We start from the raw sequence: 18,282 nt of genomic DNA on the forward strand, positions 1-18,282 counted from the left end.
AAAGATGGATGCTATATATGAATAAATATAGCTTATTTCAATGAAAAAAATAATATTTAGGAAACTTTTATCTGATTGTTTAGTTTTTTCTTTAATTGCTTTGCTGGGGATTAGTTCAATAATCTGGGTATTTCAGGCTGTAAATTTTTTAGATATAATGATTGAAGACGGGAGAAATCACAAAATATATCTTCTTTATACTCTTTTAAATTTTCCAAAAATTATTAGCAAAGTGTTACCTTTTTGTATTTTCTTTGGCTTTTCATATGTTTTTATAAAATATGAATTAAGAAATGAGTTAATTATTTATTGGAATCATGGAATAGAAAAAATTTCTCTAATCAATTTTTTTTTTCTTTTTTCAATTCTGATATTAGTTTTGCAAATTTTATTACTCACGTACATAACACCAAAATCACAAGAAATTGCTAGAGGATTATTGAGAACTTCAGATGTTGATTATTTTGAAGGACTTATAAAACCAAAAAAATTTAATGATAATATTAAAGGACTTACAATATTTGCAGAAGATAAGAATGATAATGATGAGTTTATAAATATTTATATAAAAAAAAGAACAAATAAAAATAAATTTCAAGTTACATTTGCTAAAAAAGGAATATTTGAAGATAGAGGAGAAAGTAAAGTACTAGTTTTATATGATGGAGAAAGTGTAAATAATAATAATAACAAGGTCACAAATTTTAGTTTTGCTAAATCTGATTTTAGATTAGGTGAAATGGAGTCACATTTTATAAAACATAGAAAACTTCAAGAACAATCGACCTTGGAACTGATAAATTGCATAAAAAGTATATATTTAAATCAAAAAATTAATCTTCTTAATTGCAATCAAAATAAACCGAAAAATGTTTATAAAGAATTATTCAAAAGACTTGTTATACCGTTCTATCTACCTTTGTTAATATTAATTGCATCTATAAACTTAATTATAACTAAAGAAAATATTAACTATTTAAAATTTAGATATTCGATTTTTTTATTAGGTACATTTACGATAGTAGTTTCTGAAAGTGCCCTAGGATTTGTTGGAAATCTTTTTTTGAAAAATATATTTTTTATGCTGCTACCGATCATTTCCATTTTAATTCTTTACTTTATTTTAATTTATAAATTTAAGTTTAATAAAATAAGAATTTAATTATGAAAACACATATACAATTTATAATAATCAGTTTTTTAAAATCATTTTTAAACGTTTTTTTAGTGATGCTTAGTCTTGTATTTATTCTAAATATTCTCCAAGAAATAGAATTTTTTAGTAACAAAAATGTTGGATCATTTTACCCAATTTATTTGTCATTAATGAACACACCATCAATAATATTTGAAATGTTTCCTTTTATTTTTTTAATTGCTGCTCAGTTTTTTTTTATAAAACTTTTCAATAATGATGAAATTAATATTTTTAAATATTCTGGATTAAAAAATATAAAGATAATTTATATTTTGAGTGTTCTAAGTTTTTCAATGGGTATTATAGCAATTGTTATATTTTATAATTTATCGTCAACTTTACAGAGCTATTATTTAGAGATAAAAAATCAATATTCTGCTGACAAATCTGATTATTTAGCTGTCATAAATAAAAATGGTCTTTGGATTAAAGATATTGTTGATGATCAGATAAGTATAATTAACGCCTCAAAAATAAATAATAATATTTTATCAGAAACCTTTATATCAACTTTCGATAAAGATTATAAACTTATAAAAAATATAAGAAGTAACAAGGTAGATATAAAAAAAAATAAGTGGCTTATTTATGATGCATCTATATATGAAAACAACACTAATAAAAAAATTCAATTAATAGAATTTGATACAAATTTTAATCAAAAAAAAATTGAATCTTTGTTTTCAAATTTATCTTCTTTATCAATTTTAAAACTATTTGATTTAAGAAAAAATTATAAATCACTTAGTTATTCATTGGTGGATGTTGATCTGCAAATAAATAAAATACTTGTATATCCATTATATTTGATGCTAATGACAATACTTTCATCAATAATAATGTTTAATACAAAGAGTTTTAAAGGTAACTCTTTAAAAATTGTTATAGGATTATTTTTATCAGTGATTGTATACTATATAAGTAACTTTTTTAGTGTTTTAGGTGTGACTGAAAAAATACCACTTATTATTGCTATTTTTTCTCCCATAATAATTTTATGTATTATTAATTCTTTAATGTTAATCAATATAAATGAAAAGTAATTTTTTAATTATAGTTTTAATTTTATTTTTGCAGATAATTTCTGATAATATTTCAAATGCAGAGGAACAATTCAAATTTAATATTACTGAAATTGAAATTTCAGATGATGGAAATTTAATAATTGGTTCCAAAAATGGTAAAGCTGAAACTTATAATGGACATGAAATAACTGCAGAAAACTTTGTGTATAATAAATCACAAAATATTCTCAACGTTTCAGGAAATGTTAAATTTTTTGATAAAAATATCAATCTTACTATCTTTTCAGACAAAGCAACTTACCTAAAAAATGAAGAAATAATTTTTGCAAATGGTAATTCTAAAGCTGTAAGTCAAAACAATATAATTACTTCCAAAAATTTTAATTTAGATATTAAACAAAATATATTAATCGCTGATAGTAAGGTAAAATATTTAGATAAAAAAGATCAGTTTACTATCTTTTCAGACAAAGCAACTTACCTAAAAAATGAAGAAATAATTTTTACTGAAGGAAACTCAAGGGGTGTAAATAAAGAAAACACAATAACCGCTTCTAATTTCAAATTCGAGAGAAACAAAAACATCTTAAGTGCAGATAATAATGTGAAATTTGTAGATAAAAAAGATCAGTTTACTATCTTTTCAGACAAAGCAACTTACCTAAAAAATGAAGAAATAATTTTTACTGAAGGAAACTCAAGGGGTGTAAATAAAGAAAACACAATAACCGCTTCTAATTTCAAATTCGAGAGAAACAAAAACATCTTAAGTGCAGATAATAATGTGAAATTTGTAGATAAAAAAGATCAGTTTACTATCTTTTCAGACAAAGCAACTTACCTAAAAAATGAAGATATTGTAACAACATACGGGAATTCTAAAGCTGTTAATTTAAATAACACTATTGTAGCTAAAAATTTCAAATTCGAGAGAAACAAAAACATCTTAAGTGCAGATAATAATGTGAAATTTGTAGATAAAGAAAAAAATACAATAATAATTTCAGACAAAGCAACTTACCTAAAAAATGAAGAAATAATTTTTACTGAAGGAAAATCCTCAGCTAAAATAGAAAATAAGTATGATTTTATATCTAAAAATGTTTTATATGATAAAAAAAATAAAGAAATATCATCAAAAAATAAATCTACAATTATCGATGACAATGAGAATAAATATATAGCCAATAACTTTCTATATCATTTAGACAATAAACTTTTAAAAGCAATTAATATTAATTTAATCACAAAAGTTGATAATAATAAAAAAGATAATTATTTTTTTGCAGAGGGTTTTTTTGATTTTGAAGATAATAGTTTTAAATCAAAAGATACTAAAATCAAAATACATAAAAGTATTTTCAATAATGAAAATCAAGATCCTAGACTTTACGGATCATCATCAATTGGAAATGATGAAGTTACAATAGTTAATAAAGGCATTTTCACAAGCTGTAAATTAAACGATAATTGTCCCCCTTGGAGTATAAAATCAGAAAAAATAACACACGATAAAATTAAAAGAGATTTAATTTATAAAAATGCTGTACTTAAGATTTATGATATTCCTGTTATGTATTTTCCAAAATTTTTTCATCCTGATCCTACAGTAGATAGAAGAACTGGATTTTTACAACCACAATTTAATAGATCAAAAACTTTGGGTTCATCAGTTTATATTCCTTACTTTAAAACCATAGGAACTGACCAAGACTACACATTCAAACCAACAATTTTTGACGATAAAGTTATTTTTCAAAATGAATTTAGAAAAAAAACAAAATATTCATCTCTAATAACTGATTTTAGTCTAACTAAAGGTTACAAGTCCTCTGCTGACAATAAGAAGAAAAATATTAATCATTTATTTGTCGATTTTAAGAAAGATTTAAATTTTCCAGATTTCATAAATAGTGAACTAGACTTACAGATTGAAAGAGTGAATAACGATACATACCTCAAAGTATTTCAAAATAATTTATTCCCTAGTCCGGTGATGCCTAATGACAAAAATATTATGCAAACAAGAGTGGATTACAACTTTGACCATAAGGATTATAATTTAACAACCGGTTTTAAAATCTATGAAAATTTAGGACAAAAGCATAGTGACAGATATCAATATGTTCTGCCTTCTTATAATTTCAATAGAAGTTTTGATTTAAATAGTTTTAATGGATCAATTAATTTTTCTTCATCTGGTGACAATCGTTTAAAAAATACTAATAATTTAAGGACTTCTGTAACAAATGATGTGCGATATAGTTCAATTAATTTTATTTCAAATAATGGGATTAAAAATAATTTTAATTTATATTTTAAAAATCTAAATTCAGTTGGAAAAAATGATCCAAATTACAAATCTTCACCAAGAATTGAGGCAATGAATATTTTTGAAATAGCCTCAAGCTTGCCACTAATTAAAAAAAAGGAAAATTCAAAAGAAATATTAACTCCGAAGTTATCTCTTAGATTAAATCCCAATAAAAATATGAAGAATTATAGCACTTCAAAAAAATCAATCACAACAAGTAATATATTTGAACTTAATAGATTGGGTTTAAGTGATACGCTGGAAACAGGAAAATCTCTTACACTAGGTGTGGATTATAAACTAGAAAGTATAAATGAAAATGACACAGAAAATAAATTTGTAGAACTTAAGTTAGCCACAGTAATAAGAGATAAATTTGAAAAAAACATTCCCTCAAGCAGTACGCTTAATCACAAGAATTCAAATTTATTTGGATCAATCAACACTAATTTGAACAAAAACATTAATTTTGGATATGACTTTTCAATAGACAACAATTTTAAAACATTTGAATCACATTCAATCAATACTGAAATAAAAGTTAATAATTTTGTTACAGAATTTAATTTTCTAGAAGAAAGAAACTTGATCGGGTCAAATCATCTAATAAATAATAAAACTTCTTACATGTTAGATGAAAATAATTCATTTTCGTTTTCAACAAGAAGAAATAAAAAATTATCGCTAACAGAATATTATGATTTAAGTTATGAATATAAAAATGATTGCTTAACTGCTGGTATCAAATATAACAAAACTTTCTATCAAGATAATGATTTAAAACCATCTGAAAATTTATTTTTAACTGTAACACTAATTCCTCTTACTACTTATGAGAGAAGGTTGTATGAAAATTAAAAGAATAAAATTTTTAATTTTATTAATTGCACTTATTTGCAATTACTCTTTAGCTTTTACTTTCGAGAACAAAATAATTTTAAAAGTAGATAATAAAATTATCACAAGTTATGATTTAGAAAATGAGCTAAATTACCTTAAAGCTTTAAACCCAGGCATAGAAAATTTAAATAATAATGAATTGTATGAAATATCAAAAAAATCAGTGATACAAGAAAAAATAAAAAAAATTGAAATTTCAAAAAACTTTCAAAAAGCTGAATTACCATTAGAATACTTAAAAAAACTTACAAAAAATATATATTCTAAATTAGGTATTTTAGACGAAGTAGAATTTAAAAACTACTTAAAGAGTAAAGAGATTAAGCACTCTGATGTTTTAAAAAAAATAGAAATTGAAGCTCTTTGGAATGAATTAATTTATATAAAATTTTCAGATAAAGTTAAAATTGATGAAATAAAATTAAGAGAAAAAATAAGAAAAAATATAAATGAAACAAATAAATCATATTTGTTATCAGAGATATTTTATGAAGTTAAACAAACTAAGGACATAAATCAAAAGTATAAAGAAATTGAAAAAATAATATTAGAAAAAGGTTTTGAAAGTGCAGCACTAAAATACAGTTCATCCAGCACATCAAGTATGGGTGGGAAGCTTGATTGGATTGATTCAAATTCATTAAACCAAAAAATCAAAGATGTAGTTAAAAAAATGGAAATTAATGAGTATTCTGAGCCTATAATGGTTTCAGGTGGTTTTGTGGTTCTTCAGCTAAATGATGTAAAAAAAATTGAAGGTATTATCAAAAATGAGGAAAAAGAATTAGAAAATTTAATTAATATAACAAAAAATAATCAACTAAATCAATTTTCGATCATTTATTTTAATAAAATAAAATCAGACATTGAAATTAATGAAATTTAAACCAATAGTCATTGTTGCTGGTGAGCCTAATAGTATTTTTTCAGAAATTTTTATAAGAACGTTGAACAAACATAATTTTAAAAGTTCAATTATATTAATATGTTCAAAAAAAATATTGTTAAAACAAGCTTTAGCATTAAGGCTTAAAATTGAATTTAACGAAATAAAAATAGAGAATATCCTAAATAATAAATATAAGTATAAAAAATTAAATTTAATAGATGTAGAATTTAACCAACCAAAAGCCTTTGATAAAATTTCAGATAAATCAAATAAATATATAGAAAATTGCTTCAAAATTGGTTTAAATTTAATGAAAACCAATGTGACTAATAAATTTATCAATGGTCCTATTTCGAAAGAAAATTTTTTAAAAAATAAATTTATTGGAATAACAGAGTACTTGGCCCACAAAACAAATACCAAAAATTTTGCTATGGTAATTTTCAATAAAAAATTATCTGTAAGCCCTATAATTACTCATGAACCGTTAAAGTTTGTCTCGAAAAAAATAAATAAGTCAACAATATTATCAAAAATAAAAATTATTGATAAGTTTTGGAAAAATTACTTTAATAAAAAAGCTAAAATTGCCATTACAGGACTAAATCCACATTGTGAAAGTAGTGATAAATTTAATGAAGATAAAAAAATTGTTTTGCCAACAGTTAAAATTTTAAAAAAATTAAAAATTGATATTAACGGACCTTTATCGGCAGACACTATTTTCATAAAATCAAATAGAGAAAAATATGACTTAATTATTGGCATGTATCATGATCAAGTTTTAGCCCCAATTAAAACTTTATATGAATATGATGCAATTAATTTAACGGTAGGTTTGCCTTTTATAAGAGTTTCACCTGATCATGGTCCAAATGAAAAGATGTTAGGCAAAAAAAAATCAGATTATACTAGCTTGCTAAACTCAATTCAGTTTCTAGATTTTTAGTGATTAAAGCAAAAAAAAGCTTAGGTCAAAATTTTTTAATTGATAAAAATATTATTGAAAAAATTGCAAATATAATAGACATCCAAGATAGAATAATTTTAGAAGTAGGTCCGGGAACAGGAAACTTAACCTCATCTATTTTAAAAAAAAATCCAAAAAAAATTTTTGTTGTAGAAAAAGATAATGAATTAGCACTACAGCTAAATAATAATTTTAAAGAAAATATAACTATATTTAATAAGGATATTTTAAAATTTGATGAAAAATCTTTATCAGAAGAAAAAATAATTGTATTTGGGAATCTTCCCTACAATATTTCTACAGAAATTCTAATTAAGTGGATTGTTGGATTTGATAGTTATAATTGCTGGTTTGATTATCTAATACTTATGTTTCAAAAAGAAGTAGCGGATAGAATTATAGCTAAATATAATTCATCGAATTATGGAAGATTATCTATTATGAGCAACTGGAAACTTAAAATAGAAAAAATATGTGATATTAAACCAGGTTCATTTTTTCCTAAACCAAAGGTTGATAGTTCTTTATTACTTTTCACACCCAAAAGTAAATTTCACAAGTTAAATTCAAATAATCTAGAATTAATTACAAGAACATTTTTTAATCATAGAAGAAAAATGCTTAAAAAACCTTACAACCAAATTTTTAATGGAAATCAAAATATATTAAAAAAATTAAAAATTAATCTAAACTTAAGGCCACAAAATTTAGATTATGAAACTTATTATCAACTAACAAAAGAATATGAAAATTTAATGTGTTAATTTCTCAACATGATTTCTAATAAAATTAGCATCATAATCTTTTGATCCATTATTTATTTCAGCCTCAATTAAATTTTTAATTTTTGAAAAACAACTGTCTAAATCATCATTGATAACTACATAATCATAATTTATCCAATGCAGTACATCTCGTTCAAATTGCTTAATTCTCTCTTCAGCAATTAATTTATCTTTCATATGTCTGTTTGACAATCTTTCAAATAAAATTTCTTTACTAGGGGGTAATATAAAAAAAGTAATTAATTTATAATCTAATTTTTTATTTTTAATTTGATCTGCTCCTTGCCAATCAATATCAAATAAAACATTTTTACTTTTATTTAACTTATCAATAACTGGTGTTCTTGTAGTGCCATAATAATTTTTAAAAACTTTTGCGTACTCAAGAAATTCTTCATTTTTAATCAGTCTCTTAAATTCTTCCTCATTAACAAAAAAATAATCCTCATCTTGAGTTTCATTTGCTCTTGGTTGTCTTGTGGTATGAGATATAGAGATTTCGTAATTATCTAATTTTGATAATTTTTTTACTAACGTGGTTTTACCAGCTCCCGAAGGAGATGATAAAATTATCATTACCCCATCGTTTTGCGAGGGCATTAGTAAATTAGTTTGCTTTTCCTTCGATGAATTTAACCGCGTCTCCTACAGTTAAAATTTTCTCTGCTTCACTATCTGAAATTTCAGATCCAAATTCTTCTTCGAAAGCCATCACTAATTCAACAGTATCTAAACTATCAGCGCCTAAATCATCAATAAAACTTGATTCTTCGGTTACTTTAGCTTCATCAATACCTAGGTGATCTGCTACAATTTTTTTTACTTTGCTTGAAACGTCTTCTGACATATTGATCCTTTTTGTTATAAATTCTTAATAGTTCAAAAAGCTATTTTGTCAAGCCATATACATTCCACCATTGATATGTAATGTCTCTCCATTGATATAACTTGCTTTGTTTGAGCACAAAAATACAACAGCATTAGCTATATCTGCTGGCTCTCCTAAACGTGCTGATGGAATTTTAGATATAATTGCTTCTTTGAATTTATCATCCAGTTTATCTGTCATCGCTGTTTGAATAAAACCTGGGGAAATGCAGTTAATATTTATATTTTTTTTTGCGTATTCAATCGCTAAGCTTTTGGACATTGCAACAATCCCAGCTTTAGATGCTGTATAGTTTGCTTGACCAAGATTGCCTGTATGTCCTACTACAGAAGTAATATTTACAATTTTTCCTGATTTATTTTTTAACATTTTTTTTATTGCTGCTTTGCTAAGTAAAAAAGTAGAGGTCAAATTTATATCAATAACCTTTTTCCATTCATCAAGACTCATTCTTATGGCTAAATTATCTTGAGTGACCCCAGCATTGTTAATTAAGCAGTCTAAACTTCCACCTAATTCGGTAATTGCATTATCTATAAATTCTTCAATTTTATCACTTTGTGAAATATCAAATTTTAATATTTTAATTTGGCTATATTTACTTTTTAATTCCTCTAATTTTTCAATTCTAGTACCTGTAGCTAGTATATTCGCGCCGGTTTCAATAAATTTTTCAATAATTGAATTTCCAATACCACCAGATGCTCCAGTAACTATAATATTTTTATCTTTTAAATCATTCATATTTTTAGACTTTCAATATCTTCTGTATTATTAATTGTGTCAATTTTTACTTCTCGATTAATTCGCTTTACAAGACCTGACAATACTTTTCCAGGCCCAATTTCTATAAAATGATTTACTTTATTATTAATCATATTAATTACACTTTCTCTCCATCTTACTCTATTTTCTATTTGTTTTATTAATAATTCTTTTAAATCTTCAGAATTTTTAATTTCTTCAGCAGTTACATTTGAAATCAATTTGTTTTCTGAATTTCCAAAATTTAATTTATTTAATTCCTCAGTCATTATCTTTGTAGCGTTATTCATCAAACTACAATGAAATGGTGCGCTTACTGGTAGTTTAATATTTTTAACATTATTATCTTTTAGCACCTTCATTAACTTTTCTAAATCATCTGTTTTACCACTTAAAACAATTTGACCTTCAGAATTATCATTTGCAATTTGAGCTTTAAAATTATTTTCATTTTCTAGAAGAATTTTTTCTATTGTTTCAACAGTAGAGCCTAGCACAGCGACCATTCCTCCCTGTCCTTTAGGAACTGCATTTTGCATTGCATCCCCTCTAACTCTTAATATTTTTAAAGTATCTGAAAATTTTAAATACCCAGCACAAGATAAAGCTGAATATTCTCCTAATGAATGACCAGCAAAATATTTTGCTTTATTTAAATCAATATTAAATTCAGTTTTAATAACATTGAAAATTGAATAACTTATTAAAAAAATAGCTGGCTGAGTGTTGATAGTTAGATCTAAATCTTCTTTTGGGCCTTCAAAAATAAGCTTGGATATTGAAAAATTAAGCGTTTCATCAGCCTCTTTAAATAGTTTTTTAACAAGATCAAACTTGTCATGAAATTCTTTTCCCATCCCTACTATTTGAGATCCTTGACCTGGAAAAATTACAGAAAACATATAAAAAAAACTAATTATTTTGCCTTTTTAACTATTGTAATTGAACTTTTATAATAGTATATCCTCACTTTTTATTAAAGAACTTAAATGAATTTATACGAACATACTATTATAGCTAGACAAGATACTTCACCAAGTGAATTAAAGCAATTAACTGAAAAGTATTCAAAAATTGTGGAAAAAAATGATGGCGAAGTTGTTAAAACAGAGAACTGGGGACTTCTTAACTTATCTTATTTGATTAAAAAAAACAGAAAAGGTAGCTACATTCATTTTAAAATTAAAGGTAAAGGGAATGTAATTGATGAATTGGAAAAAAACGAATCTATCGATAAAAAATTATTAAGATATCTAACAGTTAGAGTAAAAAAATTTGATTTAGAAACAAACTATTTTGGGAAAAAAGAAGATAGTGAAAAAAAAGTGAGCGCTAAAAACTAATGCCAAAGAGACAAAGTGGAAATAAAAAAGGTAAACAAAGTAACTTTGCAAAATTAAGTATTTTTCAACCGAACAAATATAAATTTAAAAAAACTTGTCCTTTATCAGTGAAAGGTGCGCCTGTTGTAGATTACAAAAATATTAAATTATTAAAAAAATATGTATCTGAGAATGGTAAAATTTTACCTTCAAGAATTACAAATGTTTCACAAAAAAAACAAAGAGAGTTATCTCTTTCAATTAAAAGAGCTAGAAACCTAGCATTATTATAAAATGAAAGTTATCTTATTAGAAAACGTAAAAAGAATTGGATCTATTGGTGAAGTTATAGATGTAAAAAGAGGTTTTGCTAGAAATTTTTTAATAGCAAATAAAAAAGCCCTATATGCATCAAAAGAAAACATAAAAGAAGTTGAGAAAATAAAATCAGAATTATCTAAAAAAGATGATGAAAAGAAAAAAGAAGCTATTCAAATTTCTGAACAAATTAATAATAAAGAGTACTCTGTAAAAAAACTAAGTACTGAAAATAATGAATTATACGGATCAGTTAAGCCAACTGAAATATCAAAACTTATTCAGAATGAAAATAAAATTGAAATTAAACCTTCAATGATACAACCAGTTGAAGAAATAAAAGCATTAGGGAAATTTAAAGTAAAAATTTCTTTACACTCTGAAGTTGATGCAGAAATAGTTATTAATGTTTCTTCTGCAGACTCAATTCAATAATTATACACTCTTTTCCCCAACAATAATTTCCATTGTTAATTTAAAAATTTTTTTTGTAAATTTTATTTATGGAAAATAACTTAAGCATTGTTAAAGATCAGTTTAAAGAACTGCCTAATAATATAGAGGCTGAGCAAGCTGTAATTGGCTCTATTCTTGTGAACAATGATATTTTTGATGAAGTAAATACAATTATTTCAAGTATTAATTTTTATGACCCAATGCATCAAAAAATTTTTGAAGCAATTGAGAGTCTTATTTATAAGGGAATGCTTGCAAATCCTATTACTCTTAAAAATTATTTTGAAGATGAAAAAGATGAAATAAATGTACCTGAATATTTAGTTAAGATTACAAAATTTTCCACATCAGTTAGGCAAGCCTTAGAGTACTCAAAAATTATTTACGATATGTTTGTGAGAAGAGAATTAATTAAAATTTCTGAACAAACTATTGATAGTGCAAAATTAAATGATTTAGATAGCAATGGACAAACAATTATTGAAAATTCAGAAAGATTACTTTTTGATTTAGCAGAAAAAGGTTCATTTAATTCCTCATTAGTAAAATTTGATGAGGCTATGAAGCAAACAATTGAAATGGCCTCAGCAGCTTATAAAAATGAAGAAGGAATAGTAGGTGTACCAACTGGATTACGAGATTTAGATGATAAACTTGGTGGCTTACATCAATCAGATTTAATTATTATTGCAGGAAGACCTTCAATGGGTAAAACTTCTTTAGCAACTAACATTGCTTTCAATGCTGCACAAAAATTACAAGATAGTGGAAAAAAATCCTCTATAGCTTTCTTCTCTTTAGAAATGTCATCTGAACAATTATCTACAAGAATTATTTCTGAACAAGCTAGAATAAGTTCAAATGATATTAGAAGAGGGAGAATTTCTGACGATCAATTTGATAAATTTTTAGAAACATCAAAAAATATATCAGAACTTCCTCTTTATATTGACGAAACACCTGCAATAAGTATAGCCGCGTTAAGCAATAGAGCTCGACGTATAAAAAGACTATTTGGTCTTGATATGATTGTTGTTGATTATATTCAATTAATGAGAGGTACAACTTTTAATAAAGATGGAAGAGTTCAAGAAATATCTCAAATAACACAAGGACTTAAAGCAATTGCAAAAGAACTTTCTGTACCAGTTGTTGCTTTATCTCAATTATCCAGACAAGTTGAACAAAGAGATGATCACAAACCTCAACTTGCAGATTTGAGAGAATCTGGATCTATCGAGCAAGATGCTGATGTAGTTATGTTTGTTTACAGAGAAGGGTATTATTTACAAAGAAAAGAACCAAGAGAAGCTACAGTCGAACACGCTGAATGGCAGGCAAAAATGAATGAAGTTGCTCATTTAGCACAAATTATAATTGGAAAACAAAGACATGGTCCAATTGGTAATGTAACTCTTGAATTTGAGGAAAGATTTACAAAATTTAAGGATACTCAATTAAGTTAATTTCCAATATAAAGAGCTTGAAAGATGGCTCAACTGTATCAAAACTTAATTTTAAAAAATCCTAAGGCAATATTTATTATACTGTTATTTGCTATTTTAAGTTTTGGTAATTATACAAAAGATTTTAGGCTAGATGCCTCATCAGAGACCCTGCTAATAGATGGTGATCCAGATCTTGCATATTTACAAGAGGTTTCAAAAAGATATGGTTCGAAAGAGTTTTTAATCCTTACTTATACACCTAAAGAGGGAATGATAACCGACTCCTCCATCAACAACCTATTAAGTTTAAAATATAAAATTCAGAGTTTAGATTGGGTTCATAGCGTTATCACTCTGTTAGATATTCCTTTATTAGATAATTCAGACGCTCCTCTTCAAGAAAGATTGGAAAGTTTTAAAACTTTAAAAGATGAAGATGTTGATAGAAAAAGAGGTTTTGAAGAAATCTTAAACAGTCCTGTATTTAGAAACTTTGTTGTAAGCGAAAATGGTAAAACGAGTGGTATTATAGTTAATATTAAGGAAAATAATAAATTAGAGGATATTGATAACAAATCAAAAAATGAAATTGAAAATTATAAAGATCAAATCAAAAAACAAAATCATCAAAATATTTTAGAGATAAGACAAGTAATTCAAAGTTATGTAGACGTTGGAAAAATTTACTTAGGTGGAATTCCAATGATTGCAGACGATATGATGACTTTTATAAAAAGTGATATCATTGTATTTGGTATTGGAGTTTTACTATTTATTATTGCAACTCTTTGGTTTGTATTTAGAAATCTAATTTGGATTATTGTTCCTATTAGTAGTTGTTTTTTCTCCGTTATTATCATGATGGGTCTACTAGGATTACTTGGATGGAAAGTAACTGTTATATCATCAAACTTTATTGCTTTAATGCTTATTCTTACAATGGCGATGAATATTCATATGAGCACAAGATTTCTTCAGCTTAAAAAAAATTTTCCATCAAAAAATAACTTTGAAATCATTTCTCTAACAACAAGCAAAATGTTTTGGCCTATATTGTATACAGTTTTAACAACAATTTTGGCTTTCTTATCTTTAATCTTTAGTGAAATTAAACCTATTATAGATTTTGGATGGATGATGACTTTTGGTTTGATTACATCTTTTATAATTACTTTTACTTTACTCCCTACTCTTTTAAATTTTACTTCAAATAGAAATGTGGCCTTAAAAAAAGAACAAGATTCTAAAATTACATCAATACTAGGTTCGATTTCTTTAAATAATAAATTTACAATTTTTTCTGCAACTGGGATTGTTATTGTCTTGAGTGTAATTGGTATAAGTAAGTTAGAAGTTGAAAACAGTTTTATAAATTATTTTGATAAAAATACTGAAATCTATAAAGGGATGAAACTAATTGATGAGCAGCTAGGTGGAACTACTCCTTTAGAAGTTATTTTAAAGTTTCCTAAAAAAGAAGAAAACAAATTAGAAGATGATGATGAGTTTGAAGATTGGGGAGATGAAGAAAATGCTAATGATGAAAAGTATTGGTTTACTAAAGATAAAATAGATAGAATTACATCTGTTCACAATTATTTAGATAGTCTTCCACAAGTTGGTAAAGTTTTATCTTTTTCATCAATCATAGATGTTGCAACCCAACTGAATAACAATAATCCACTTGGTACTTTAGAGATGGGAGTATTATATTCAAAAATACCTGAAAGTATTAAAACAGAAATAATTGATCCATATCTATCAATAGAAAATAATGAAGCTCGAGTTAGTCTTAGAATTATAGACTCGCAAGAAAATTTAAGAAGAAATGACTTAATTAATAAAATTAATTTTGATCTAGAAAATGAATTAGGTTTAGAAAAAGATGATTACAAATTAGCAGGAGTATTAATATTGTTTAATAATTTGTTACAAAGTTTATTTAAGTCACAAATTTTAACACTTGGTTTAGTTATGATTGGTATTTTTTCAATGTTCATTATTTTATTTAGAAATATAAAACTTTCATTAATTGGAGTTGTACCAAATTTTATAGCTGCATTCTTTATTTTAGGAATTATTGGTTTGTTAGGAATTCCATTGGATATGATGACTATCACAATCGCTGCAATTACAATCGGTATAGCTGTAGATAACAGCATTCACTATATTTACAGGTTCAAGGAAGAATTTAGCAAACTAAAAGATTACAACAAAACTTTAAAAACATGTCACTCAACAGTTGGGGTTGCAATTTTAAATACCTCAATCACCATTGTTTTTGGTTTTTCAATTTTGGTATTATCTAAATTTATACCAACAATTTATTTTGGAATGTTTACAGGTCTTGCAATGTTACTTGCAATGATATCAGTATTAACTTTGCTGCCAGCATTGATATTGGTAGCTAAACCCTTTGGTAAAAATGCCTAATGGTAGATGCTCTTAAAGATTTTTATCAAGCATCCTCTATTATTGATTTAATCTATATCGTAATAACCGTATGGTCTTTAACAAGTTGTTACAGAAAAGGGTTTGTCTTAAGCATCCTTTCAATGGCAAAATGGCTCCTAGCCTATGTTATTACTCTAATTTTATTTCCACGTATAAAACCTTATTTTGAAGATATAATCGACAATGAATATGTTCTCGATATAGGTCTTGGAATTGCAATATTTATAATTGTTATCTTTTTAGTCTTATTAGTTAACAAAGGTATCAGTAAAGCTGTAAAATATACTGGTATAGGAGGCTTAGACACTACCTTTGGATTCTTTTTTGGGTTTGTAAAAGCATATATTATTTCTGTTTGTATATTTTCAGGTGTACATATTGTTTATAACTACGATAAATGGCCAATAAATTTAGATAAATCATACACCTTTCCATATTTAGAAAAAGGTAGTAATTATCTGATAAAAGAATTCCCTAATGAAAAAACATATCAAGAATCTAAAGAAAAAATTGAAGATATTTGATCCAAAATTAAAAGAAGAATGTGGAGTATTTGGTATAAGCAATGCAAAAGACGCTTCTGCATTAACAGCTTTAGGTTTGCACGCACTACAACATAGAGGCCAGGAAGGTTGTGGAATTGTTACTTTTGATGGTGAAAAATATTATTCAGAAAAAAGATTTGGTTTAGTTGGAGATAATTTTAATAAAGAAAAAGTTTTAAAAAATCTAAAGGGTAATTATGCTATTGGACATAACCGATACAGTACTACTGGCAATAATATTTTAAGAAATATCCAGCCTTTTTTTGCAGATACTAATGCAGGTGGAATTGGGGTATCACATAACGGAAACTTAACAAATTCAATCTCTTTAAGAAATAAACTCGTAGAAGAAGGAGCAATTTTTTATACTACCTCTGATACAGAAACCATAGTTCAGTTAATTGCTAAATCTAAGAGATCAAAAACTATTGATAAAGTTATTGATGCCATATTCCAAATCCAAGGAGGATATGCATTAGTAATGATGACCCAAAAATCTTTAATAGGTGTAAGAGATCCATATGGAATTAGACCATTGATGATTGGAAAATTAGGAAGTAGCTATGTGTTAGCTTCTGAAACTTGTGCATTAGATATCATTGGAGCTAAATTTATTAGAGAAGTAGAAAATGGTGAAATAGTGCTAATAGAAAATGATGAACTAACTAGCATCAAACCCTTCCCTCCTAAAAAAGTAAGACCATGTGTGTTTGAGTATATTTATTTTTCAAGACCAGACAGTTTACTTGATAACAAAACAGCTTATGAACATAGAAAAAATCTAGGAAAAGAACTTGCAAAAGAAAATGATGTTGATGCAGATATAGTGGTGCCTGTACCAGACTCTGGTAACGCTGCAGCACTTGGTTTTGCGCAACACTTAAAAATGAATTTTGAACATGGTCTAATTAGAAATCACTATGTTGGAAGAACTTTTATTGAACCAAGTCAGCAAATTAGAAGTTTAGGTGTAAAATTAAAATTAAATGCAAACCAAAGCACAATTAAAGATAAAAAAATTATCCTAATTGATGACTCGTTAGTTAGAGGAACTACCTCTTATAAGATTGTTAAAATGTTATATGATGCCGGTGCAAAAGAAGTTCATGTCAGAATTGCTTGTCCTGAAATCAGATATCCAGATTTTTATGGTGTAGATACTCCAACTAAAAAAGAGTTATTAGCAGCAAATAAAACTAATGAGGAAATTTGTGAATATATTGGAGCAAAATCACTTAAATTTTTATCTATTAATGGATTGTATAGAGCAATTGGTTTTGACAAAAGAAATGAGGCTTATCCTCAATTAACTGACCATTATTTTACTGGTGATTACCCAGTTAAACCTGTTGATGAATTGGGAGATAATAAAATAACTCAACTTTCATTATTAAGTACAGCATCTAATAATTAAAATATGAAAACAGTAAATTTTACTGAAATGAAAAATGGCTCCAAAGAGGATTATGAGCTACTAGAAAAATTTGAAAAAAATTTTGAAAGACAGACAGCAGATAGAATTATTAATTATTTATCGAAGCAAACTACAACGCTAGAAGGATATAAAATCACAAGATTAGAACATTCTTTACAAGCTGCAACAAGAGCATTTAAAAATAATGAAAATGATGAGATGGTTGTTGCAACTTTATTACATGACATAGGAGATGACCTTGCGCCGATGAATCATTCACAATATGCTGCTTCTATTTTAAGACCTTACGTTTCTGAAAGAACTTATTGGATCATTCTTCATCATGGTCTTTTTCAAACTTATTATAGTGCTCATCATTTAGGTGGTGACAGAAATGCAAGAGACAAATTTAAAGATCACAAATACTACCAGGACACGATAGATTTTTGCGAAAAATATGATCAGTGTTCATTTGATCCTGAGTATAAAAGTATGTCTTTAGAGGATTTTACGCCATTAATAAGAAAAATATTCTCAAAAGAACCTTATTATTACCTTTAAATTCATTTATAAATCACTAATTAAAGCCC

The 18,282-nt window shown here is 25.9% G+C and carries 18 protein-coding genes; 14 read left to right on the forward strand and 4 right to left on the reverse strand.

The genetic code is table 11. The features are described 5' to 3' along the window. Nucleotides 1–40: 40 nt before the first annotated feature. From ACTTAR_RS03110 to rsmA, 6 genes are read left to right on the forward strand one after another with little or no spacing between them, the layout of a single operon-like run. Nucleotides 41–1,162, forward strand: coding sequence for an LptF/LptG family permease (locus tag ACTTAR_RS03110; protein ID WP_440697662.1), 1,122 nt, complete (start codon nt 41–43; stop codon nt 1,160–1,162). Between the two features lie 2 nt (nt 1,163–1,164). Further along, nucleotides 1,165–2,241 (forward strand): LptF/LptG family permease, encoded by a 1,077-nt coding sequence (locus ACTTAR_RS03115; protein ID WP_440697663.1) that lies wholly within the window; start codon nt 1,165–1,167, stop codon nt 2,239–2,241. Then, complete coding sequence (locus ACTTAR_RS03120; protein ID WP_440697664.1) at nt 2,231–5,395, forward strand: LPS-assembly protein LptD; 3,165 nt, start codon at nt 2,231–2,233, stop codon at nt 5,393–5,395. The genes ACTTAR_RS03115 and ACTTAR_RS03120 overlap by 11 nt, the downstream gene beginning before the upstream one ends. After that, on the forward strand, nt 5,385–6,323 hold the full coding sequence (locus ACTTAR_RS03125; RefSeq protein ID WP_440681729.1) for a peptidylprolyl isomerase: 939 nt from the start codon (nt 5,385–5,387) through the stop codon (nt 6,321–6,323). Before ACTTAR_RS03120 ends, ACTTAR_RS03125 begins: the two co-directional genes overlap by 11 nt. Further along, nucleotides 6,313–7,275 carry a 4-hydroxythreonine-4-phosphate dehydrogenase PdxA gene (locus ACTTAR_RS03130; RefSeq protein ID WP_440697665.1) on the forward strand — a complete coding sequence of 321 codons (963 nt, stop codon included), beginning with the start codon at nt 6,313–6,315 and terminating at the stop codon, nt 7,273–7,275. Before ACTTAR_RS03125 ends, ACTTAR_RS03130 begins: the two co-directional genes overlap by 11 nt. Further along, nucleotides 7,275–8,060, forward strand: a complete 786-nt coding sequence (gene rsmA / locus ACTTAR_RS03135) for a 16S rRNA (adenine(1518)-N(6)/adenine(1519)-N(6))-dimethyltransferase RsmA (RefSeq protein WP_440697666.1) — start codon at nt 7,275–7,277, stop codon at nt 8,058–8,060. Before ACTTAR_RS03130 ends, rsmA begins: the two co-directional genes overlap by 1 nt. Here the strand turns inward: rsmA and gmk are convergent. Genes gmk through fabD form a run of 4 tightly spaced genes read right to left on the reverse strand, consistent with a single transcriptional unit; the run spans nt 8,049 to nt 10,637 of the window. Further along, nucleotides 8,049–8,681: a guanylate kinase gene (gmk, locus tag ACTTAR_RS03140; protein ID WP_440681735.1), complete on the reverse strand. Its 633-nt coding sequence runs from the start codon at nt 8,679–8,681 to the stop codon at nt 8,049–8,051. The two genes, rsmA and gmk, sit on opposite strands and share 12 nt — an antisense overlap. Nucleotides 8,682–8,688: 7 nt before the next feature. Beyond that, entirely contained in the window at nt 8,689–8,928 is a 240-nt protein-coding gene (locus ACTTAR_RS03145; protein ID WP_008544320.1) for an acyl carrier protein, read from the reverse strand. 48 nt (nt 8,929–8,976) lie between these two features. Continuing rightward, complete coding sequence (fabG, locus tag ACTTAR_RS03150; RefSeq protein WP_440697667.1) at nt 8,977–9,714, reverse strand: 3-oxoacyl-ACP reductase FabG; 738 nt, start codon at nt 9,712–9,714, stop codon at nt 8,977–8,979. Further along, nucleotides 9,711–10,637, reverse strand: coding sequence for an ACP S-malonyltransferase (gene fabD / locus ACTTAR_RS03155; protein ID WP_440681738.1), 927 nt, complete (start codon nt 10,635–10,637; stop codon nt 9,711–9,713). Before fabD ends, fabG begins: the two co-directional genes overlap by 4 nt. An 87-nt stretch (nt 10,638–10,724) precedes the next feature. On the opposite strand from fabD, the gene rpsF reads away from it, so the two are divergent. The 8 genes from rpsF (at nt 10,725) to ACTTAR_RS03195 (ending at nt 18,253) form a co-directional block, all read left to right on the forward strand. Further along, the gene (gene rpsF / locus ACTTAR_RS03160) at nt 10,725–11,078 is read left to right on the forward strand and encodes a 30S ribosomal protein S6 (protein WP_440697669.1); all 354 of its coding nucleotides are present in this window, start codon (nt 10,725–10,727) and stop codon (nt 11,076–11,078) included. Further along, nucleotides 11,078–11,350 carry a 30S ribosomal protein S18 gene (gene rpsR, locus ACTTAR_RS03165; protein ID WP_440681741.1) on the forward strand — a complete coding sequence of 91 codons (273 nt, stop codon included), beginning with the start codon at nt 11,078–11,080 and terminating at the stop codon, nt 11,348–11,350. The genes rpsF and rpsR overlap by 1 nt, the downstream gene beginning before the upstream one ends. A 1-nt stretch (nt 11,351) precedes the next feature. Further along, nucleotides 11,352–11,810, forward strand: a complete 459-nt coding sequence (rplI, locus tag ACTTAR_RS03170; protein WP_440681743.1) for a 50S ribosomal protein L9 — start codon at nt 11,352–11,354, stop codon at nt 11,808–11,810. Nucleotides 11,811–11,878: 68 nt separating this feature from the next. Further along, a complete protein-coding gene (locus tag ACTTAR_RS03175) occupies nt 11,879–13,297 on the forward strand; it encodes a replicative DNA helicase (RefSeq protein WP_440681745.1) in 1,419 nt (472 codons plus the stop codon). 24 nt (nt 13,298–13,321) lie between these two features. Continuing rightward, complete coding sequence (locus tag ACTTAR_RS03180; protein ID WP_440697670.1) at nt 13,322–15,712, forward strand: efflux RND transporter permease subunit; 2,391 nt, start codon at nt 13,322–13,324, stop codon at nt 15,710–15,712. Next, nucleotides 15,712–16,257 carry a CvpA family protein gene (locus ACTTAR_RS03185; protein ID WP_440697671.1) on the forward strand — a complete coding sequence of 182 codons (546 nt, stop codon included), beginning with the start codon at nt 15,712–15,714 and terminating at the stop codon, nt 16,255–16,257. Before ACTTAR_RS03180 ends, ACTTAR_RS03185 begins: the two co-directional genes overlap by 1 nt. Further along, nucleotides 16,211–17,692 (forward strand): amidophosphoribosyltransferase, encoded by a 1,482-nt coding sequence (gene purF, locus ACTTAR_RS03190; protein WP_440681751.1) that lies wholly within the window; start codon nt 16,211–16,213, stop codon nt 17,690–17,692. Before ACTTAR_RS03185 ends, purF begins: the two co-directional genes overlap by 47 nt. A 3-nt stretch (nt 17,693–17,695) precedes the next feature. After that, the gene (locus ACTTAR_RS03195; RefSeq protein ID WP_440681753.1) at nt 17,696–18,253 is read left to right on the forward strand and encodes an HD domain-containing protein; all 558 of its coding nucleotides are present in this window, start codon (nt 17,696–17,698) and stop codon (nt 18,251–18,253) included. Nucleotides 18,254–18,282 lie beyond the last annotated feature (29 nt).

Origin of the sequence: Candidatus Pelagibacter sp. HIMB1709 (assembly GCF_052047635.1) — a bacterium.
Lineage (GTDB): Bacteria > Pseudomonadota > Alphaproteobacteria > Pelagibacterales > Pelagibacteraceae > Pelagibacter.